This is a genomic window from Candidatus Nanopelagicales bacterium, from assembly GCA_028687755.1.
In the GTDB taxonomy this organism is placed as follows: domain Bacteria; phylum Actinomycetota; class Actinomycetes; order S36-B12; family S36-B12; genus UBA11398.
The window spans coordinates 475,004-494,459 of record JAQTZL010000001.1; the positions used below are offsets into that span (position 1 = coordinate 475,004).

A 19,456-nucleotide genomic window follows, 5' to 3' on the forward strand; every position below is an offset into this window, starting at 1 on the left:
GTGAGTGATCAGCCCCTACCGGCGAGCATTACGCAGTCAACCGGAGAACTCACCACCGCAGCCACGCTGCGCATGGAGGCCGAATTCCCTTGGTACCGCGAGCTCGGCGCTCGCGAACGTTCTTGGGTTGGCATGGTGGCGCAGGCTGGCATCACTGCATTTGTTGAGTGGTACACACACCCTGAACGCGTAGAAGAAATTACAGCCAGCGTGTTCTCCGCTGCTCCCCGCGAATTGGCACGAGTAGTTTCACTTGAACAAACAGTGGCGTTAATGCGGACCATCATCAATGTTGTTGAAGAAACCATCGAAGCAATTGATGAACCACAAACGCGCATTCCACTGCGTGAAGCTGTGTTGCGTTACTCACGAGAAATCGCATTTTCAGCAGCTGGTGTGTACGCCCGAGCTGCTGAAGCGCGCGGTGCTTGGGATGCGCGCGTTGAAGCACTTGTGGTCGATGCGTTTGTGCGCGGTGATCTTGATAGCACTGTCCTGGCCCGTGTCAGTGCACTTGGATGGTCTGGTCAAGGAAGCGTGATGTTGCTTGCCGGATCACCTCCAGTTGGCGAACCAGAGCTGGCCCTTGAAGTGCTTCGCCGGGCAGCTGCGAACCACGGCATCGATTTGATCACTGGAATCCATGGCAATGTCATGCTGGCCATCCTTGGTCGAGTGCAAGATCAAGCACGAATCGCTCGACTACTGTCCGTGCACTTTGGCCCTGGCCCAGTGATCGCCAGCGAACCACTGCGAAATCTTGATGAAGTTCCCGACGCCGCTCGCACCACCATGCGGGCACTCACGGTCGCCAACTCTTGGCCAGGCGCCCCTCGACCGGTCGTCACGACCGATTTATTGCCCGAGCGAGCCCTTGCCGGGGATCTTGATGCACAAGCCGAGCTCATCGCCAGCGTGTATTTGCCATTGGCCGCCGAGCCCACCTTGCTAGAAACCGCCTCGACATTCTTGGAAATCAGCCCATCACTTGAAGCCACAGCCCGCGCTTTGTTCATCCATGCCAACACCGTGCGGTACCGCTTGCGGCAGATCACCGACCTGACCGGCTACTCACCCACGGAACCGCGCGATGCCTTTGCCCTGCGTTTAGGGCTGACCTTTGGTCGGATTCAGCACTCAAATAGTTGATTTCAGCAGGATTTAGGCAATTTCAACCGCTTTCATCGGGTCAAAGTCGCTTTTTGTTGTAGGAATCCTCTAAATTTCAGGACATGACATTGGCGGCAGCAACAGCGCATATGTGCGCTCCCGTCCGCGAGGCTTAGGGAGTGCTCGCAATTGTTGCTCCCGGTCAAGGTGCTCAAGTCCCAGGAATGCTTCAAGCCTGGCTGGAATTACCTGGCGTAGCGGTTCAACTTGACGCCCTAAGTTCGGCAAGCGGACTTGATCTGGTTGCCCATGGCACCACCTCGGATGCTGACACCATCCGCGATACCGCAGTGGCACAACCCCTCATCGTTGCTGCAGGACTCATTTCATGGGAAGCCTTGAATGCTCCTTTAGCTGATGTCATCGCAGGTCACTCCGTCGGCGAAATCACCGCAGCGGTCATTGCTGGAGTACTCACACCTGCTGACGCCATGGGCTTCGTACAACTGCGCGGTGCGGGCATGGCGCAGGCAGCGGCCAACGTTGCAACAGGCATGAGTGCGGTGCTCGGCGGCGAAGCAAGCGTGGTGGTTGCTAAAGCCGGCGAACATGGTCTGACTCCAGCAAACATGAATGGCGCAGGCCAGATCGTGGTTGCTGGAACCTTGGAACAACTTGAAGCTTTCGCAAACGATGCACCCGAAGGTGGCAGAGTTCGCCCATTACCTGTTGCCGGCGCATTCCACACTTCGCACATGGCGCCTGCGGTTGCAGCCCTCGAAACGTATGCAGCATCAATGATCACTGCAGATCCCGTTGCAGTCCTGCTTTCAAATGCTGATGGCAACTCCATTGATGGTGGCAGCGAAGCACTGCGTCGTCTTGTCGCCCAGGTCAGCAATCCTGTTCGCTGGGATCTGTGCATGGACATGATGGTTTCCATGGGAGTCACTGGGCTATTGGAGCTCTCCCCTGGCGGCACGCTTGTTGGATTAGCGAAGCGGGCTATGCCTGGCGTGGCGGCTGTAGCAGTGAAAAGCCCTGAAGATCTCGATGCGGCTCGCGCATTGATCGCTGAGCACGTTGGGAAGGAATAGCAGTGACTGCAACCATTAAGGCCCCAACCCCGAACGCCTACACACGCATCATTTCTGTTGGTGCGTATCGCCCATCACGCATCGTCGACAATGCAGAAATTTGCACACGCATTGATTCAACAGATGAATGGATTCTTGAGCGCTCGGGTATTCGTGAGCGTCGCTATGCAGCACCAGATGAATCCGTCATCGATATGGCTGTCAATGCTGCCAAGGTTGCGCTTGAACGTGCCGGTATTGATCCAACAGAACTTGGACTGCTACTTGTGGCAAGTTGCACTTACCCATACCTCACACCGTCAGCCGCAACGCAAATTGCTGTGCGTATCGGCGCGACTGGAATTCCAGCTACGGATATTTCAAGTGCATGCGCAGGTTTTTGCTACGGCGTTGGCATGGCAAGCGACATCATTCGCAGCGGTAACGCTAAGTACGCAATGGTGATTGGTGCAGAAAAGCTAACTGACTGGTTTGATCCTGCAGATCGCTCACTTGCCTTCTTATTTGGTGATGGTGCTGGCGCAGTAGTCATTGGCCCATCTGACACACCAGGCATTGGGCCAACTGCGTGGGGATCAGATGGCACTCAAACCGAAGCTCTGGGCATCGCACCTTCATTCCTGGACCAACGCAATGACCCAATCAACAACGTGCCAATGCTCTACATGCAAGGCCAAACGGTGTTCCGCTGGGCTGTAACCGAAATGGCGCGCGTTGCAGAAGAAGCACTTGCAGCAGCTGGCATCACATCTGCTGATCTGTCAGCTTTCATTCCACACCAAGCCAACAATCGCATCACGGATGCATTGGTACGTTCCTTGAAGATGCCAGAAAGCGTCGTCGTTGCTCGCGACGTGATCATGACTGGCAACACATCAGCAGCTTCGATTCCATTGGCGTTATCTCGAATGGTCGAAGAAGGTGACGTTCCAAGTGGTGGTCTTGCACTGATCATCGGTTTTGGCGCAGGTCTTGCCTATGCAGCACAAGTAATAACCCTTCCCTAATTTTTTCAACCCAAATTACAAACAAAGAAATACGAAAGGAAAGTCATGAGTGAGGACATCCTGGCCGGCTTGGCTGGAATTGTGAACGAAGTTGCAGGCGTGCCAGCAGAAGACGTCCAGTTGGACAAGTCCTTTGTTGACGACCTTGACGTTGATTCATTGTCGATGGTCGAAGTTGTCATGGCTTGCGAAGACAAGTGGGGCGTGAAGATTCCTGACAGCGAAGTCAAGAACCTCAAGACCGTCGGCGACGCAGTCACCTACATCAGCGCCAACGTTTAATTCTGATCGCAGTGGGGTTGTATCCCTTACCGGAACAGCCCCACTGGCCTTCAATCCCAATGTGTAACAACGTGATTCAGGAGTAAGAGCAATGACTCGTAGTGTTGTGGTGACAGGTATCGGCATGACGACCCCTTTGGGTGGCGATGCACCAACAACGTGGGCGGCAGCTCTTGCAGGCACGCCAGGTGGCGTGCGCATGGGCGCTGATTGGGATCCTGAACAACCAGCGCAAATTGCTGCGCGCATGCTGGAAAACCCAGCTGAAATCTTGAAGCCAGTTGAAGTTCGCCGCATGGACCCTTCTGAGCAGTGCGCGGTTATCGCAGCGCGCGAAGCCTGGGCTGATGCAGGCGCACCTGAAGTTGACCCAATTCGCTTAGGCACTGTTGTTGCATCAGGCATCGGTGGCATCAACTCATTGATCTCTGCGTATGAAACCTTGCGCGATAAGGGCGCGGCTCGCGTATCTCCACACATGGTCACGATGATCATGCCGAACGGCCCAGCTGCCATGGTTGGCATCGAAGTCGGCGCACGCGCGGGCGTGCACACACCTGTAAGCGCGTGTGCATCAGGTGCTGAAGCTGTCTCGTATGCAGCAAAGATGATTGAAGACGGACGCGCAGACATTGTTGTTGCCGGCGGAACTGAAGCCTGCATCAATGGCGTCACCATGGCTGGCTTCGGTGCCATGCGCGCACTGTCCACGCGCAACGATGATCCAGCAACCGCATCACGTGCGTATGACATGGACCGCGATGGTTTTGTCATGGGCGAAGGCGCTGGCATTTTGATTCTTGAAGAAGAAGAGCACGCACGTGCACGCGGCGCAAAAATTTATGGCCGCTACGGCGGCGCTGGCTTGACCTCAGATGGTCACCACATTGCTCAGCCAGACCCTGAAGGCTCAGGTGCTGCACGTGCAATCACAATGGCCCTTGAAGATGCTGAACTTTCTGCTAGCGACATCATTCACGTCAATGCTCACGCAACCTCTACGCCGCAGGGCGACTTTGCAGAGTCTGTTGCTATCCGCCGTGGCCTTGGTGGCCAAGCAGATCACGCATGGGTGTCAGCCACGAAGTCGATGACTGGTCACCTTCTTGGTGGTGCGGGTGCAGTTGAATCCATCTTCGCGATTCTTGCGTTGCGCGATCGCATCGCTCCCCCAAGCATCAACATCTTCAACTTCGACCCTACGATCGAACTTCAGGTCACCAAAGATGGCCCAGTGCAGTTACCAGCCGGCGATATTGCTGCGCTCAACAACTCATTTGGCTTCGGTGGTCACGATGTTGCATTGGTGTTCAAGAGCGTCTAAATGACGTTGTGAAGCACCCGCACCGTTGAACCTTCATGGGAGCACCGGAAGGATTCAAGCTCTTCGTCCCATGGTTCACCAATGAGGCGGGCAATTTCGTCTTGTAAGCCTTCGCCTGTTGTCGCAGCGTGCTGTAGCGCCGTGCGCAGCCGCTCTTCGGCAACCATCACATCACCGTGCTCACCGATATCTGCGCGGAACAATCCCAACGTTGGGGTTGCGGCAAAACGCTCTCCTGGCCTGGCTCCATTGGCATCTTCGGTGACTTCGTAGCGAACCTGCTGGAATGCCAGCAGTGCACTCGCTAACTTGGCACCCATACCTGCGGGACCTTGCCACAGAATTTCGGACCGGACAGTGCCTGGTGCAACGGGTTGCTCACTCCAGTCCAATTTGACGGAAGTTCCAAACACTGAGGTCAGTGACCATTCCAAATGAGGGCTCACCGCTCGCGGGCATGAGTGAATGAACACCACTCCGCGCGCCCCAAATGCCTCATGGGACGTTGAATTTCCAGGCTTAGCCTGAATATGCGTGGTCATCGAGCCTCCTTAGTAACCAGTCGCCTTCCCCAGCCACTGTTACTTCGAAGTTCGTGCCAACCCATCAATGCTAACCGCTAAGGTTCTGGTGTCGCGAACGGCTCGCGCCAATCTTCACTGGAGGAATTCATGGCACTGGCAAATCCTGCCCCCCGCGTCCTTGCCGACGTCGTCACCCGTACCTGGGTTCGCAACGTGGCACTCGTCGTCGGCGGCGCCGCATTCGTGGGCGTCAGCGCACAAATTGCCATCCCACTGCCATTTACCCCAGTGCCTTTGACACTGCAGACCTTCGCTGTGCTGCTTACTGCTGCTGCTCTTGGTTCTATGCGCGGTGTAGCTGCGATGGCGCTGTATGCAGTTGTCGGCGCTGCAGGCTTCCCCTGGTTTGCAGAAGCCTCATCTGGTTACTCCGCTCCAAGCTTTGGTTACATCGTCGGCTTCATCGCCGCTGCCTTCGTCGTTGGTCGTATTGCAGAGCACGGTGCCACTCGCTCAGTCGTGCGCACCGCTGGCCTCATGGTCGTTGGCAACGTCATCCTTTATGCCGTTGGCTTGGTCTGGCTGAAGAACTCACTTGATGCTTCTTGGTCAGATGCGATTGCCTGGGGCTTGACCCCATTCCTCATCGGCGATGCCATCAAGATCGCTGCTGCTGCAGGTCTTCTTCCTGCAACGTGGAAGGGCCTGAAGAAGGCTGGCTTGACCGACTAAATCAAAAACATAAAGAGGAGCGGGTGCCCACTGGGCGCCCGCTCCTCTTTATGTCGTTAGAAAATATGAGTTACGCCAGCGCTTGCCATCCACTGATAGCCAGGTAAGCCGCCAGCAGGGTTGCCACGACACCCACGATTTGAAACTGATGGTCCATCGTGAACCGATAGACCTTAGCCATGGGATCCATTGACTTCCGATCGAAGAACAGTCGAATCGCAATTGGTAACAACACTGGTGAAAGCGCGAGCACATACAACACCAAAAGCGCGATGGCACCTTCGACAATGTTCGGCGCGATGGCAATTTCATGAAGCGCCGGTACCAGCATCACAAAGGACGACATGTCCTTGATACTGAGCAGGAAGGCAATGAGGAAAATTGATACGACGCCCGAACGTTGCACATATCCCTGAATCCGAGTCTCAACTGACTTCTGGAGAGCAGGGTGCGGAATAAATAGATAGATGGCACTGATGAACAGTACGAGCGCAGCAGCCAAACGAGTGAGGCCACCAACGAGGTCGGTCCCGCTGACATCTGGCGACGGAAGCTGGCGAAAACCAAAAATAATCAGCAGACCGAAAATGCCAAAGGCAAGTGCCGATCCGGCAGCTACAGCCAGTGCCCGCTTAGCCCAAGCCTCTTGCCCTGTTACCAATATTTGTAGTGCAAGCAATGAGGGCGTGAATGCTGCGCCAATCCCCAACGGGATTACATAGAGCAGCGTTTCCATAGGCAGATCATGCCGTATGGCGCTTTAACTACCGCTTGAGGAAGTCAAAGCGCCGTACGTACAAACGGACTCTTATGCGTTGGCTACTCGAGATGCATGTGCTTCAGCTTCTTGAACCTGCTTGGTTAATGCACTCAGCGCTGATGTGAGCTGACCATCCCATTGATCAGCACGTACGCACCACATCACCTTGTCTTGATCTTCAAGAACTCCATCACGCACTTCCTTATTGCCATCAGGGCCAAGGCGAACTAGTACACGTTCAGCTGCATTCACCCATTTCTCCGCGAGTAAGAGATGCTCGACTTGCTTTTCCAATTCGACCAACTCATTTCGACCACCAGGGGTGTCTTCGGTGAGGTCATGCAAGGCCTTGTGTACGCGATCAACAGCGTTCAATAGGTCTTTTTTCATTGAGTCATGTAAAGCAGAGCGTTTCACGTCGTGAACCAATTGCTCACACGAATGTTTGACATCCGTTTTAGCTGCAAAGAATCGGTCGGTCTTGCGATGAGGCACCTCTTTTGCCGCAATGCGGCTAAGGCGGGAGGGGCCGGAGGATTGCTGAGACATGATCACTCCTGTTCGGCGAGCTGCTTATTTGCTCACACCATTGTTTCTACTCCTATTAATCGAAAAGCGCACTAGCAAACCGCCGAAATTTTCTTCCCACATTCTTTCAGGACCTTCCGCCCTAGGTCAGCGGTGAGCCCCTAATAGAATGAGGATGTGTCAGGTCCTCACTCCTTCGCCGCACGCCCGTGGCGAACAGCGCTCCTTGCGCTGATGGCATTGTCGATAACCCTCGCAGGCCATGGCTTATCGTCTGGTCAACTCCCCAGCGCTTTTGTTTTATCTTTTACATCAATCGCAACCGTCATCGCAGCCCGGGCCTTCTTACGAACAACTCGTAGTTTCGCCTCAGTCACGATATTCATACTTGCATTACAACTGCTCGTGCACGTCATTTCCACTGTTGCTGGTCATCATGGAACGGGGCAACTTCTGCCCTCGCTCCAAATGATCACTTATCACGTCATCGCAAGTATTTTGGCTTCTATCGTCATTCGTTATGGCAACACGCTCATCACGCTTTGGTGTGTGCTTTGGCAAACATTGCTCATTTCGATTCGCCCCCTTGCGCTTCCAACTGCAGTGCGACTGAATCATCGACAACCCTCACTTCCTCATCACACTGAAGTTTTCGCCTATGCCATTTGGCATCGCGGGCCACCTGTATCACTCCAAAACTAGAGACCAGATCATTTTCCGCAATGCGGAACTTTCTTTTCATTATTTTTTGGAGCTTATTTTGAATACCGTTTTTCGTCGTACAACGATGTCCCTTCTTGCCCTAAGCGCTATTTCGGTGGGTCTTGCCCAACCAGCGCTCGCAGCAAACATTAAAGCTGGGCAAACCTGCACCATGCCGGGAGCAGTTCATACCGCCAACAAGCAGACCTACATCTGCAATCAGGTCGGTTCTGCCCTGAAGTGGTCAAAACCACTACCTGTTGGAAAATTCGCACTCGCAACTCAAGACACTTGGGCTAAGGCTGCCCCCAGTGGCAATACGGCCGTCTTTGGAATACTGAAGAATCCAACAGATAAGCCGATCACGATCGTTGGAGCCTTAACACCTGCTGCACCAGTGACCCAACTTCATGAAGTCATCATGAAAGACGGAGCAATGGTGATGCAGCAAAAGCCTGGTGGCTTTGTGATTCCTGCGAATGGGTCCTACGAATTGAAGCCAGGTGGCAACCACATCATGTTGTTAAGTCTGACCAAGCCAGTAAATGCTGGTGATCAAGTTCCTGTGACACTTATTGCGAGTAATGGTGCTCGCTTTACATTCAGTTCCATGGCGAAGGTGTTCAGCGGTGCAAACGAAACCTATAAGCCAGGTTCGTCAGCAGCGCCGATGCCCGGAATGAAGATGTAACTGACCATGGATGAGCAGACGCAAAATCAACGCGGTATTACTCGACGAGGAGTTCTTTCACTCGGCGGCGTTGCCGCTGCCGGAATTGCCGGTGGGTTTGCTCTTGGCCAGAAGGTGTCGGTGGCGCAAGCCACCGACACCACAGCCAAGACCACGCGGGAATCAGGGGTGATCGATTTTTATGGGCCGCATCAAGCAGGAATCGCTACCGCTCCAACCGTTCTCATTTCCTACATCGGGGTCAACGTCCAAGAACCCGCCAGAAAGAATGCAGAAAGGATTTTCCGCCTTCTCTCAGATGACGCCGCTCGTCTGACCCAAGGAAAACCGGCACTTGCTGACACTGAACCATCGCTTGCGGTTTCACCCCACAACCTCACGATTGGCATCGGCATTGGTTTGCCACTGGTGAGCAAGGCCAAACTCACGAATTCCGTGCCTAAATCTCTGGTTGAGATTCCCGCATTCGCAACCGATGCGTTGGAGCCAGGCTGGGATCAAACAGATCTCATCATTCAGATCGGCACCGATGATCCTTTAGTCATGGCTCATACGATCCGTATGCTCAGCAAGGACATCTCCTCATTGTCTGATATCGCTTGGGTGCAACAAGGCTTTCGTGCTGCACCATCGCCTGGTGATTCGCAACGCCAAGATCGCAATTTAATGGGTCAGGTTGAAGGCACCGACAATCCATCCATTGAAAACTTCAACGATGTTGTGTGGATAGAAGAAACCGGCGGCACTGTTTTAGTTCTCCGCCGCATCCGCATGCTGCTTGATACCTGGGATGCTTTGGATACCAATGCCAAAGAACTCGCGATGGGCCGAAAGCTTGATACCGGTGCACCGTTGGGCATGAAGCATGAATTTGACCCTGTCCCCCTTGACGCTGTTGACGATTTAGGGCTACCTGTCATTCCTGAGGATGCTCATGTTCGCTTGGCTCACACATCTCAACTCGACGAAATGATTTTCCGCCGCGGATACAGTTACGACAACGGCATAGTTCGTGGCACAAACGACATGGGCCTACTCTTTGCCGCTTATACAAAGAATCCTTCTCAATCTTTCATTCCCATTCAAACTCGCTTGGCGCAAAGCGATGCTTTCAACCGCTGGATCTCCACAATTGGTTCAGCGACTTACTACTTCCCCGGCGGATGCGCCGAGGGTGGATACATTGGACAGGAGCTTTTCACATGATCAAGGTTCGCTCAACGACAGCCATGACTGCAGGCATCGCACTAGCCGCTATCGGTTTACTGCAAATGCCTGGAGCTTTTGCCCACAGTCAAACCCAATCAACATCCCCAAAAGCTAATGCCGTGTTGAAAACGAGCCCTTCGCTTGTTCGCGTCAATCTCAATGAACCACTGATTTCAAGTGGCGCAGCCCTCATTGTGCGGTCCTCGAAAAATGCCAGCGTTGCATCAGGTAAACCAGCAATCTCAGGTAAGTCCATCAGTATTGCCTTGCTACCAAATTTGGCAGACGACACCTATCGAGTGTCATATCGAGTAGTCAGCAATGATGGACACGTGGTGACATCCAGTTACAAATTCACTGTGAAGCACTGAGCACTGGGGCTTACGAAATTTTCCCTAAGCTGCCTTCAGTGAACTTGATTCAAGATCTTCCATGTCTTCAAGTTCCACACCCTTGGTCTCACGCAATTTGCGCATTACGAATGGGATGGAAAGCACTGCAAACACGGTAAAGATGCCGTATGCCAAGCCAAGGCTCTTGCCTGCGATCGGCGGAAAGGCTGTGGACACGATGAAGTTTGCCGCCCATTGAGCTGATGCTGCAAGCGCCAATGCAGCCGCGCGTATGCGGTTGGGGAACATTTCGCCCAACAACACCCATACCACGGGACCCCAGGTTGCAGCGAAGAAAGCAACGTAGACGTTAAATGCGATCATCGCGATGACGTCTGGGCCATTGGTCAACACTGGATTGCCAGCTGAGTCGATTGGTGCTGTACCAAACACGTAGGTCAACACTGCAAGTGTTACAACCATGCCGATGGAACCAACAATCAGCAAAGGCTTTCGGCCAACTCGGTCGACAAGCATGATCGCAACGATTGTGAATGCAACGTTGACACCGGTCGTGATCATTGACGTTTGGAAGGCCTGATCTTCGGTGAATCCCACTGATTCCCAAATGGTGTTCGAGTAGTAGAACACCGCGTTAATGCCAACAAACTGCTGGAAAGCACTCAACAAAATGCCAATCCACACCAATGGCAACAAGCCGAAACGATTGCCGCGCAGATCCTTCATCGATGAACGGTGTTCGCCGTCCATGGATTTCTTAATGTCTTCAACACGAACATCGGGATCGACTAAGTAAATCTGGCGGAGCACCGCTTTAGCTTCGTCGTACTCACCCCGTTGAATAAGGAAGCGAGGTGACTCAGGAAGGCGCAGTGCGAGAAGTCCATAGATTGCTGCTGGGATCGTCATCGACAAGAACATCCACTGCCAAGCAGGTAATCCAAACAACCAATCATTGGTTGCCTTGCCGCCAGCTGCATTCAAGATCACCCAGTTGATAAGACCCGTGGCGAAAATGCCAATCACGATGGCGAACTGCTGAAGCGAGGCCATTTTGCCGCGCATCTGAGCAGGCGCGATCTCAGCGATATACATCGGCGCCATCACCGAAGCCACTCCGATGCCCGCGCCGCCGATAAAGCGCCAAATCACCAAATCGGGAACACCGAACGGGAAAGCCTGCCCAATTGCCGACAGCATGAACAAAAGCGCTGCGAGCATCATGACTGGTTGACGGCCATAACGATCAGCAAAGTAGCCGGCAAACCAAGCGCCAATTGCGGAACCGATGAGCGCAATTGAGACAACGAAACCTAGAGCGAAGGAACCCAACCCAAAGGTGCTCTTAATCGCAGACGCAGCGCCATTAATGACTGCTGAGTCGTAACCAAAGAGGAAACCACCTAAAGCAGCGGTGGTAGCCAGGCCGACAACTCGACCTGTTCGGTAATCCTTTTGCATGGCTTCCTTTCACAAACAATGGTGCAGGAAGTAAAGCAGGAACGTGTTTAGGAATTCTCGATGACTCCAGATCGCGGCTTGGTGATCAGGTAGGCACTGGCTGCAGTGACGAATGCAACGAGCAGCACCGAGGGCCATGAACCGATGACCTTGCCCAGGGGATGTGACGCCACGAATGCCACGGCAAATATGACAAGGCTCAGGCCCGCACGAACAGGTCCAGCCAACTTCCACCATTGAAATACGCAGTAGAACGCGCCAACTGCTAAAACCATTCCACCAAGGGCGCGGTTACCCGAACCTTGCGCTATCCCGAAACCCACCACAAGCACGACCCCGGACACCGCAGCAGTCATTTTTCGCATTTGGCCACGTTATGCCACCGAAACTTGATTCCTCGATAATGGGTCCATGGACAGCCACTCTCCGATTACCCGTTCTGGCCATGTGGTCGTGTTCGGATTCCAAGGAGTAGCCCGAAGAATCGTGCGACAACTCATTAACGCTGGGCAGGACATCGTGGTGGTTGACCCACGAATTACCCACGATGAGCGCCATGACCTAGAGCGCTGGGGCGTGCAGTACTTCGAAGGTTCTGGGCAGCGCGATAACACCTTGCGCAATCTGTCGTTGAATACTGCAAAGGCTGCACTCTGCGTCAATGTCCTTTATCGAAACGGTGACACGAAGAAATATCCACAGCATCCAGTTCGAAGATCAAGAATTTCTGGTCGCAACGTTCAAGAGCGGCGCCAAAGGCAAACTCCGAGGCACTTGGCAAGAACTCGCACCTGTTGCTGTGCAGCCGGCAGATAATTCCGAAATCGTGCCGTGCCCAAGTCGCGACTACATGAGCAGTCGCGGTGATTCAGTCACCCTGATTGGTACACAAACGGAATTCGATTCACTTGGCATCACACTTCCCCATAATCGCGAAATAGAAGTTGGCCCACGTTGGCGACGTGGCTTCCGTGAAAGCCTTCAGGCACTAACAGACACAGTTGATCGGCCATTTCGCATCGCACTCGGTGTTCTCATTGGACTTGGCGTGCTTTCCATTGCCATCTTGGCCGGTAGCTATGAGTATGAAGACGGCAGTCGCATGAACGTCTTCGACGCTTTGTACTTCACCTCAGAAACCATTGCCACTGTTGGCTTCGGCGATTTCTACTTTCGGGATCAAGATATTTGGTTGAGATTGTGGTCGGTCATCCTGATTCTTATGGGTGCAACGTTGGTGGCAATATGCACGGCGTTACTTACGGAAACGCTCATCACCAGACGACTTGCAAAATCACTTGGCCAGCAACGACTCACAAAGATGCGTGGCCACATGGTCGTTGTTGGCCTGGGTTCAGTCGGCATCAAAGTAGTTACCGATCTTCAGGCCGCTGGCTACGAAGTTGCGGTGATTGATCGAACCGAAAACAACAAATACATTCCACAAGCCAGAAATGCAGGCATCCCAATTGTCATTGGTGATGCCACTCTTCCAGAAACTTTGCTCGCAGCTGGAGTGGATCGAGCATCGGGCATCGCCGTACTCACCAGCGACGACCTCATTAACATCGAAGCGGGCCTTGCCGTTCGCGATGCCACGTCACCTCGTGCCGTTCCAATTGCGCTTCGCCTTTTCGAGCGTGATCTTGCTCGCGTGGTGGGGAGATCATTGAATGCTGGAATTGCCCGATCAACAGCTGAGCTTGCTGCTCCTTGGTTTGTTGGAGCTGCGCTTGGCGTTGATGTTCTCGGAACGTTCTATGTTGGCAACACCTTGTTCTTGGCTGCCAAATTGCACGTTCAGCCAAACAGTGGTCTTGACGGATTAGCGATGCAAAGTTTGGCTTCACAAACCCGCGTCGTTGCGATTGCTCGTGCGGCGAATGAGAGAAAAGTCGAACATCCCCCACTCCTGAATCGACCATTCGAAGCTGGCGATGACGTATTTCTTATTGGTCAACCGCGCGAACTCTTAAACTTGCTACAACGCCAATAGCTTGACCGCTATTCGTTGACGACATTGGAAATGAGACGCGAAAATTCTGGCTCGTTCACAGAACCAACAATGCGCACCGCGACATTGCCTTCACGATCAATGATGAGTGTGCTCGGCAAGGCGCCTGGTGGCACTCCAGGCTCACTTCGGAGAATCGCTCCCTTGGAGTCGACAATGTTTGGGTATGGCACTTTGTAGAGATCTACAAATTCTTTCGCTGACGAATCTTGGTCAGAAACATCGAGACCTACAAATGCCACGCCCTTCGTATCAAACTTCTGTGCCGCCGCAACCAAGACTGGGGCTTCGTCATTGCACGGTAAGCACCATGACGCCCAGTTATTGAGCACCAGGACCTTGCCACGAAATGAATCCAAGGAAAGCTGCTGTCCATCAAGGGTGGTACCACTGATGTTTGGCATGGTCACCCGATCAAATGTCGAAAATTGCGTTGTTCCCGCATTCTCAGAAATGCGAGAAGCTACTGGTTCGCGGCCACACCCCACCAGGACGATCGCAGTAAGTGCAACTCCAAGTACTTTGAACCTCACGGCGCCATTATTTCCGCTGCGAGCTCTTCGGCGATTTCTCGATCAATTCGACGGCCGGCACGTTCTTCACTCGTGAACCACTCAGCTGCGGCCAACATCATCCAGCCAGAATCCACCACCATGACCAGTGCCCACATGAGTGCGCCTGAGAAATGCTGATCATCAAGGGCCGCAGGGCCGAAAGGGCGTTCAGTGTCAAAGAACGGATACAGCATCACTGGGGCGAAATAAATGATGGCGCCGGTAATGGCTTCCGGAATCATCATCAGTGCAAGGGATGCCAAGCGGAACGAGTGCGATGGTCGGCGAGGCTGCAAGTTACTGCCGATGAGTGGGAAATAGAACAGGAATGCCGCGATGAAATACAGCGGCTGCTCAATGAAGTAGTCAACGTCATGGTTGAGCAGGGCCCAGTTATAAAACCCTGTGAAGTGCATGCCAAGGAGCACCGCAGCGAAAAGGAACCACGTGAAATAGGGATTGATGAGCCAACTCACTGCCCGGCTGCGCAGAATGGGGAGCACCCAGCGGCGCCGCGAATGCGGGCTACTGGCTTGAAACCACAAGGTGGTGGGGGCTCCCAGCACCAAAAGCGGTGCCACCGCCATCATCACAACCAAGTGTTGGGTCATGTGTGCCCAAAAAAACGTGTGCGACCAGGCTGCAATCGGCCCCAGATAGGTCAGCGCAAGCAGCGCCAAACCAGTCAAAAAAGCGAAGGTTTTCCATCGACTCCACTGGCCAGTGAGTCGGGCTCGCTTGACGGCCCACAGGTACCAATAACCCATCAAAACCAAGTTGACCAGCAGAAATAGGTCAAAAGTGCCGGTTTGAAAAAAGGTGAGGAAAGTGTTCACTCAATTGACCCTTTCCCAGCCCGTGGAAATTGTTCACTAGTACTGCGAGGTAACGATAGTGTTCGCCGATCTTCACCTAGATCTGGTGAAGAAATCGAGTGGAATGGCGGGGTGGCGTGAAGAGATTTCTTTTCACCGTCCTCACGGTGGTCATCGGCGCAGGAATTGTGGCTGGCTCCGTGTGGTTTCTCATGGCGGATCAGGCGCAACCAGCCACGATCCAGGCAAAGTTGGACGGATCAAGTGTGACCGTGGATGGCAAATCACTGCCACACGCGACCTTGGATCTATCAATTTATCCAAATGCCACAGCGGACAATCCCGGCCCAACCGGCGGTGTCTACGACTTTGTCGACAAGCTGGGCTGGCCCTTCTACTCCCCTTCAACCTCACTAGAGCTGCCGGCAAACTCCGTCATCACCGTCACGGTGAAGCAGTACGACAGTTCAACGACGGTGTGGAACCCATACTTTGCCCAGGCCCATGGCACCGTCGATGGCACCATGAAGGTCAACGGTCAAACAAAGACGGAAATTAACCCGAACGATGTAGCGCATACCTTCACCATTCACCAGTACCCACAGTCTGATCAGCCGTACTTCTTCGTGAGCGTTCCCATGCTTGCTGTCGGGAATAACGCAAAGAACCTGGCTAACGGCTACCCAGCACCAGAAACCATTGAATTCTCATTCAAGACCGGGGCCCCTGGCTCCTACGTCTGGAACTGCGAAGACCCTTGCGGTAACGGCTACGCCGACTTCGGTGGCGTAATGAGCGAACGAGGCATGATGAGCGGAACGGTCACGGTGGTCTGAGATGTCTATTGAAACCCCAGTCGATCAGCCAGAATCACCGACGAATCGCCCTGATTCCACGCACCGGATGAAGGAATGGTTCTCGCGCGATTACGTTCGCAAAATCATTGCGATCTTCATCGTGCTCACGATCATCATCATTCCGATCGCATGGTTGGTCATCCACTTCCTGGAACTATCAGGCGGCCCGGCTTCCTCAATCATGGAAGAACTCGAGACCACGATCTTTGTGTTCACTCTTGTTTCCGCGCCGTTGATGGCAATCACCGCTGCTGTCTTGGTCTACAGCCTCTTTGGCTGGGGATCAATCAAGAGTGAAGAACCACCAATGCAGGAAAACCCAGCGATTCGCACCAATGCGGTTGCGGTCATCGGTTGGACTGTGGCAACAAGCTTGCTGGCTGCTTTCCTAGTGATTTGGGGCTTGGTTGAACTCGCCACAATTACTGCTGACTCGTATGGATCAACACCATCAAGTCAACAACCAAACGCCACTAAGCCAATCGACGTGAACGTGACAGGCCAGCAATGGGTATGGACATTCGAGTACCCAGATCAGCAAAAGATCCAAAGCAATGTACTCGTCGTTCCAATTAACACGCCGATCTACTTCAACGTCACATCTAAAGACGTAATCCACAGTTTCTGGGTTGTGGAAATGGGAGTCAAGATTGACGCAAACCCAGGCGCAGTGACCAACACAGGATTCACCGCCAACAAGCTCGGCACATTCAATATTCGTTGTGCCGAACTCTGCGGTCTCCATCACGCGTATATGGAAACCAATGTCCAGGTAGTTACTCAGGATCAGTTTGACTCGTGGGTCCGCGAGCAGGGTGGAAAGAGAACCGTATGAGCCAGACTGCAGTAATTCACGAGCAACAGGCTGTTCCTCAGCCTAAGCAGCACGGAAAGCCTGGCGGCTTCCTTGCTCAGGCCAATATCTTCACCGGCCTCATCGGTGGCGTTGTCACCGCTGGCGTCACGTACTTCATTGGCGACAAGTTGGTGCCTTGGGGTACCCAAAATGCTGACTTCTCTCAAGTAGGCCTGAACGCACTGGTGTTTTGCACCTTCGTGGCCTGGGTCATCGGCTTTATGGTCGGCATTGGAGCCTTCGCTGGTCCGATTCGTTGGGCACTTGGTCACGACCTCACCCATGACGATGCTGAATACATGGCCGGCAAGGGCCAAGGACGCATGAAGTACTGGAAATACACCACTGACCACAAGGTCGTGGGTATTCAGTACCTCGTCATGGCCTTGGTGCTCTTTGGCTTTGGTGGCTTTTTCGCAATGTTGATCCGCACCGAGCTTGGTGTGACGTGGCGTGAAGTGTTCGACCCGAACTTCTACAACTCACTCATCGGTACACACGGCATCGTGATGATCATCGCAATGATCATCGTGGTGGCTGGCCCATTGGGTAACTTCATCATGCCGCTGATGATCGGTGCTCGCGATATGGCGTTCCCACGCCTGAACGCATTGAGTTTCTGGCTGTTGTTCGCTGCAGTGCCTCCCCTGGTTCTCAACTTGGTATTGGGCGGCATGCGCGACGGCTGGACGGCTTATCAGCCGCTTGGTACTCAGGCCCCTATCGGAATGATCGGCTACCAGGTCTGCATCATTACCTTCGCATTCTCGACAGGTATTGCAGGTGTCAACCTCATCACCACGATCGTGACCATGCGTGCACGTGGCATGACTTGGGCACGCACCCCGATCTTCATCATCGGCACCCTCGCTGCAGCGATCATGGGCTTGATCTGGTTCCCAATGTTCCAGTACGCACAGCTGCTCGCAGCAAGCGACAAGGTCATTGGTACCTCGTTCTACATTCCGCAAAACGGTGGCAGCGTGTGGCTGTACGAAAACCTCTTCTGGTTGCTTGGGCACCCTGAGGTGTATGTGATCGTGGTCCCAGCTACCGCCGGTATTTTGGAATTGATGGTGGTCTTCTTACGTAAGCCACTGTTTTCTTACAAGATGGCCGTTGCCGGCTTTGCTGGTGTGGTGGGCATTAGTGCGGTCGTGTGGGTGCACCACATGTACATGACGGGCTTTGCTCCACAAGCTGGCTACCCATTTATGTTGTCCACTGAACTGATCTCGATTCCATTCGGATTCTTGGTTCTCGTCATGCTCGGCACTATGTGGCGAGGTAAGGCATGGAACAGGCTTCCAATGATGATCGTCTACGCAGTGATTTTCGACAAGATCATTGGTGGCATCACCGGTGTGTACCTATCCGACGTTCCAGTGGATCAATACATGCACGGCAGCATGTTCGTGGTTGCTCACTTCCACTACATGTTGATGGGTGCTGGCCTCTTTGGAGCAATGGCGGTCATCGTCTATTGGTTCCCAAAGATGACAGGTCGCATGTTCGACGAGCGCATCGGCAAGATCGGCTTCTGGACTGCGTTCTTGGCCTTCCAGGTCACCTTCCTTTCGATGTTCGTTGCTGGCCTGCAAGGCATGCCACGCCGTGTGCTCCAGTTCGACAACGCCTTCGAGATCTCCAACTGGATCTCCACGATCGGCGCCTACTTCATCGGTATTGGCATGCTGATCTTCCTTTACGCAGTGATTACTTCATGGCGTAACGGCAAGGTTGCACCGTCCAATCCATGGGGTTCCAAGACTCTTGAATGGCAGACGCAAACTCCAGTGCCATTGGAGAACTTCCCTGTCCTTCCAGTAGTGACCAGCGACCCATATGGCTACGGCGTCCCTGACCCCTACCTCAAAGTCGAAGAACAGCTTGATAAAGACGACAACGAAACGGTGGGAGCCCGATGAGCGCGCAAACATCTCCAGCGCTGTACCCAACTACTGGCGAGCCAATTGAAGTCAATGCTCGCCGTAACCGACTAGGTGTTTGGCTGTGCGTTGTTTCTGACGCCACCGGTGTAGTCGCACTGTTGATCGCCTACATGTACCTGTGGTCGTTAAATGTCAACAACGCATGGGCACCTAAGGGTAAAAACCACTGGGCTCTTGACTGGCCATTCTGGGCAATCGTTGCTGGCACGGTCCTTGGCACCATCTGTATGTGGTGGGGCGTTAAGGGCATCGCTAAGGGCCATACCGGTCGTTTGATGGCAGGAGCATTGCTCTCGTCTCTCATCATCTTGATTGCCTTTATTGGTCAAATCATTCAGCTCTCGACCTTCCCATTTGGGCCAGGCGATGGTGCTTACGCATCAGCAACCTTCTGGCTAGCGATCGGTACCGCAATTCACCTGTCGCTGCTCACCTTCTTAACCACGGCAATCGTGGGTCGCACCCGCGCAGGGCGCATCACACCAGGCAACCACTCACATGCTCGCTTTGTCGCCATGTGGATGACCTATGTCTGTGTTGCTGCTCTCCTCGGTGCCATCTTCACGACCGTGATGAAGGAAAGCCCAAATCAAAACGCACCTACCTTCGGCACGTTCCAGAATTGAAC

Annotated in this window: 22 protein-coding genes; 15 read left to right on the plus strand and 7 right to left on the minus strand. The window is 53.5% G+C overall.

Annotation, left to right across the window (positions count from 1 at the left end; translation table 11 throughout):
• The 5 genes from PHN51_02470 (at position 1) to PHN51_02490 (ending at position 4,820) form a co-directional block, all read left to right on the plus strand.
• The gene (locus tag PHN51_02470; protein MDD2817646.1) at positions 1–1,149 is read left to right on the plus strand and encodes a helix-turn-helix domain-containing protein; all 1,149 of its coding nucleotides are present in this window, start codon (positions 1–3) and stop codon (positions 1,147–1,149) included.
• A gap of 140 nt (positions 1,150–1,289) precedes the next feature.
• Positions 1,290–2,207 carry an ACP S-malonyltransferase gene (locus PHN51_02475; protein ID MDD2817647.1) on the plus strand — a complete coding sequence of 306 codons (918 nt, stop codon included), beginning with the start codon at positions 1,290–1,292 and terminating at the stop codon, positions 2,205–2,207.
• Between the two features lie 2 nt (positions 2,208–2,209).
• Complete coding sequence (locus PHN51_02480; GenBank protein ID MDD2817648.1) at positions 2,210–3,214, plus strand: ketoacyl-ACP synthase III; 1,005 nt, start codon at positions 2,210–2,212, stop codon at positions 3,212–3,214.
• 45 nt (positions 3,215–3,259) lie between these two features.
• Complete coding sequence (locus PHN51_02485) at positions 3,260–3,496, plus strand: acyl carrier protein (GenBank protein MDD2817649.1); 237 nt, start codon at positions 3,260–3,262, stop codon at positions 3,494–3,496.
• A 91-nt stretch (positions 3,497–3,587) separates the two neighbouring features.
• Positions 3,588–4,820, plus strand: coding sequence for a beta-ketoacyl-[acyl-carrier-protein] synthase family protein (locus PHN51_02490; protein ID MDD2817650.1), 1,233 nt, complete (start codon positions 3,588–3,590; stop codon positions 4,818–4,820).
• On the opposite strand, the gene PHN51_02495 is transcribed toward PHN51_02490, so the two are convergent.
• Positions 4,817–5,362, minus strand: coding sequence for a DUF3145 family protein (locus tag PHN51_02495; protein MDD2817651.1), 546 nt, complete (start codon positions 5,360–5,362; stop codon positions 4,817–4,819). The two genes, PHN51_02490 and PHN51_02495, sit on opposite strands and share 4 nt — an antisense overlap.
• A 129-nt stretch (positions 5,363–5,491) precedes the next feature.
• On the opposite strand from PHN51_02495, the gene PHN51_02500 reads away from it, so the two are divergent.
• Positions 5,492–6,076 carry a biotin transporter BioY gene (locus tag PHN51_02500; protein MDD2817652.1) on the plus strand — a complete coding sequence of 195 codons (585 nt, stop codon included), beginning with the start codon at positions 5,492–5,494 and terminating at the stop codon, positions 6,074–6,076.
• 70 nt (positions 6,077–6,146) lie between these two features.
• Here PHN51_02500 and PHN51_02505 read toward each other — a convergent pair whose 3' ends face one another.
• Both PHN51_02505 and PHN51_02510 read right to left on the minus strand, forming a co-directional pair.
• Positions 6,147–6,812: a hypothetical protein gene (locus PHN51_02505; GenBank protein MDD2817653.1), complete on the minus strand. Its 666-nt coding sequence runs from the start codon at positions 6,810–6,812 to the stop codon at positions 6,147–6,149.
• Between the two features lie 72 nt (positions 6,813–6,884).
• Complete coding sequence (locus tag PHN51_02510) at positions 6,885–7,385, minus strand: hypothetical protein (GenBank protein MDD2817654.1); 501 nt, start codon at positions 7,383–7,385, stop codon at positions 6,885–6,887.
• 156 nt (positions 7,386–7,541) lie between these two features.
• Here PHN51_02510 and PHN51_02515 point away from each other — a divergent pair, with 156 nt between their 5' ends.
• The 4 genes from PHN51_02515 to PHN51_02530 are packed head-to-tail and all read left to right on the plus strand — an operon-like array spanning position 7,542 to position 10,337.
• Positions 7,542–8,066, plus strand: a complete 525-nt coding sequence (locus PHN51_02515) for a hypothetical protein (protein MDD2817655.1) — start codon at positions 7,542–7,544, stop codon at positions 8,064–8,066.
• A gap of 58 nt (positions 8,067–8,124) precedes the next feature.
• A complete protein-coding gene (locus PHN51_02520) occupies positions 8,125–8,757 on the plus strand; it encodes a copper chaperone PCu(A)C (GenBank protein MDD2817656.1) in 633 nt (210 codons plus the stop codon).
• Between the two features lie 6 nt (positions 8,758–8,763).
• Positions 8,764–9,963: a Dyp-type peroxidase gene (locus PHN51_02525; protein ID MDD2817657.1), complete on the plus strand. Its 1,200-nt coding sequence runs from the start codon at positions 8,764–8,766 to the stop codon at positions 9,961–9,963.
• Positions 9,960–10,337: a copper resistance protein CopC gene (locus PHN51_02530; GenBank protein ID MDD2817658.1), complete on the plus strand. Its 378-nt coding sequence runs from the start codon at positions 9,960–9,962 to the stop codon at positions 10,335–10,337. The genes PHN51_02525 and PHN51_02530 overlap by 4 nt, the downstream gene beginning before the upstream one ends.
• 24 nt (positions 10,338–10,361) lie before the next feature.
• Here the strand turns inward: PHN51_02530 and PHN51_02535 are convergent, their stop codons facing one another.
• Together PHN51_02535 and PHN51_02540 are read right to left on the minus strand one after the other, a co-directional pair.
• The gene (locus PHN51_02535; GenBank protein MDD2817659.1) at positions 10,362–11,780 is read right to left on the minus strand and encodes a sugar porter family MFS transporter; all 1,419 of its coding nucleotides are present in this window, start codon (positions 11,778–11,780) and stop codon (positions 10,362–10,364) included.
• A gap of 47 nt (positions 11,781–11,827) precedes the next feature.
• Complete coding sequence (locus tag PHN51_02540) at positions 11,828–12,145, minus strand: hypothetical protein (protein MDD2817660.1); 318 nt, start codon at positions 12,143–12,145, stop codon at positions 11,828–11,830.
• A gap of 296 nt (positions 12,146–12,441) precedes the next feature.
• Here PHN51_02540 and PHN51_02545 point away from each other — a divergent pair, with 296 nt between their 5' ends.
• The gene (locus PHN51_02545; GenBank protein ID MDD2817661.1) at positions 12,442–13,776 is read left to right on the plus strand and encodes an NAD-binding protein; all 1,335 of its coding nucleotides are present in this window, start codon (positions 12,442–12,444) and stop codon (positions 13,774–13,776) included.
• 8 nt (positions 13,777–13,784) lie between these two features.
• Here the strand turns inward: PHN51_02545 and PHN51_02550 are convergent, their stop codons facing one another.
• Together PHN51_02550 and PHN51_02555 are read right to left on the minus strand one after the other, a co-directional pair.
• Entirely contained in the window at positions 13,785–14,327 is a 543-nt protein-coding gene (locus tag PHN51_02550) for a TlpA disulfide reductase family protein (GenBank protein MDD2817662.1), read from the minus strand.
• A complete protein-coding gene (locus tag PHN51_02555) occupies positions 14,324–15,184 on the minus strand; it encodes a cytochrome c oxidase assembly protein (protein MDD2817663.1) in 861 nt (286 codons plus the stop codon). Before PHN51_02555 ends, PHN51_02550 begins: the two co-directional genes overlap by 4 nt.
• A gap of 116 nt (positions 15,185–15,300) precedes the next feature.
• On the opposite strand from PHN51_02555, the gene PHN51_02560 reads away from it, so the two are divergent.
• From PHN51_02560 to PHN51_02575, 4 genes are read left to right on the plus strand one after another with little or no spacing between them, the layout of a single operon-like run.
• Complete coding sequence (locus tag PHN51_02560) at positions 15,301–15,999, plus strand: hypothetical protein (GenBank protein ID MDD2817664.1); 699 nt, start codon at positions 15,301–15,303, stop codon at positions 15,997–15,999.
• A 1-nt stretch (position 16,000) separates the two neighbouring features.
• A complete protein-coding gene (gene coxB, locus PHN51_02565; GenBank protein ID MDD2817665.1) occupies positions 16,001–16,855 on the plus strand; it encodes a cytochrome c oxidase subunit II in 855 nt (284 codons plus the stop codon).
• On the plus strand, positions 16,852–18,804 hold the full coding sequence (locus tag PHN51_02570) for a cbb3-type cytochrome c oxidase subunit I (GenBank protein ID MDD2817666.1): 1,953 nt from the start codon (positions 16,852–16,854) through the stop codon (positions 18,802–18,804). Before coxB ends, PHN51_02570 begins: the two co-directional genes overlap by 4 nt.
• Positions 18,801–19,454, plus strand: coding sequence for a hypothetical protein (locus PHN51_02575; GenBank protein MDD2817667.1), 654 nt, complete (start codon positions 18,801–18,803; stop codon positions 19,452–19,454). Before PHN51_02570 ends, PHN51_02575 begins: the two co-directional genes overlap by 4 nt.
• Positions 19,455–19,456 lie beyond the last annotated feature (2 nt).

Excerpts from the sequence above, each read along its gene's own strand:
- PHN51_02495 (MDD2817651.1), bottom strand. The coding sequence starts at position 5,362 with ATGACCACGCATATTCAGGCTAAGCCTGGAAATTCAACGTCCCATGAG.
- PHN51_02530 (MDD2817658.1), top strand. The coding sequence starts at position 9,960 with ATGATCAAGGTTCGCTCAACGACAGCCATGACTGCAGGCATCGCACTA.
- coxB (MDD2817665.1), top strand. The coding sequence starts at position 16,001 with ATGTCTATTGAAACCCCAGTCGATCAGCCAGAATCACCGACGAATCGC.
- PHN51_02540 (MDD2817660.1), bottom strand. The coding sequence starts at position 12,145 with ATGCGAAAAATGACTGCTGCGGTGTCCGGGGTCGTGCTTGTGGTGGGT.
- PHN51_02535 (MDD2817659.1), bottom strand. The coding sequence starts at position 11,780 with ATGCAAAAGGATTACCGAACAGGTCGAGTTGTCGGCCTGGCTACCACC.
- PHN51_02575 (MDD2817667.1), top strand. The coding sequence starts at position 18,801 with ATGAGCGCGCAAACATCTCCAGCGCTGTACCCAACTACTGGCGAGCCA.
- PHN51_02545 (MDD2817661.1), top strand. The coding sequence starts at position 12,442 with ATGTCCTTTATCGAAACGGTGACACGAAGAAATATCCACAGCATCCAG.
- PHN51_02505 (MDD2817653.1), bottom strand. The coding sequence starts at position 6,812 with ATGGAAACGCTGCTCTATGTAATCCCGTTGGGGATTGGCGCAGCATTC.
- PHN51_02485 (MDD2817649.1), top strand. The coding sequence starts at position 3,260 with ATGAGTGAGGACATCCTGGCCGGCTTGGCTGGAATTGTGAACGAAGTT.
- PHN51_02490 (MDD2817650.1), top strand. The coding sequence starts at position 3,588 with ATGACTCGTAGTGTTGTGGTGACAGGTATCGGCATGACGACCCCTTTG.
- PHN51_02525 (MDD2817657.1), top strand. The coding sequence starts at position 8,764 with ATGGATGAGCAGACGCAAAATCAACGCGGTATTACTCGACGAGGAGTT.
- PHN51_02510 (MDD2817654.1), bottom strand. The coding sequence starts at position 7,385 with ATGTCTCAGCAATCCTCCGGCCCCTCCCGCCTTAGCCGCATTGCGGCA.
- PHN51_02570 (MDD2817666.1), top strand. The coding sequence starts at position 16,852 with ATGAGCCAGACTGCAGTAATTCACGAGCAACAGGCTGTTCCTCAGCCT.
- PHN51_02500 (MDD2817652.1), top strand. The coding sequence starts at position 5,492 with ATGGCACTGGCAAATCCTGCCCCCCGCGTCCTTGCCGACGTCGTCACC.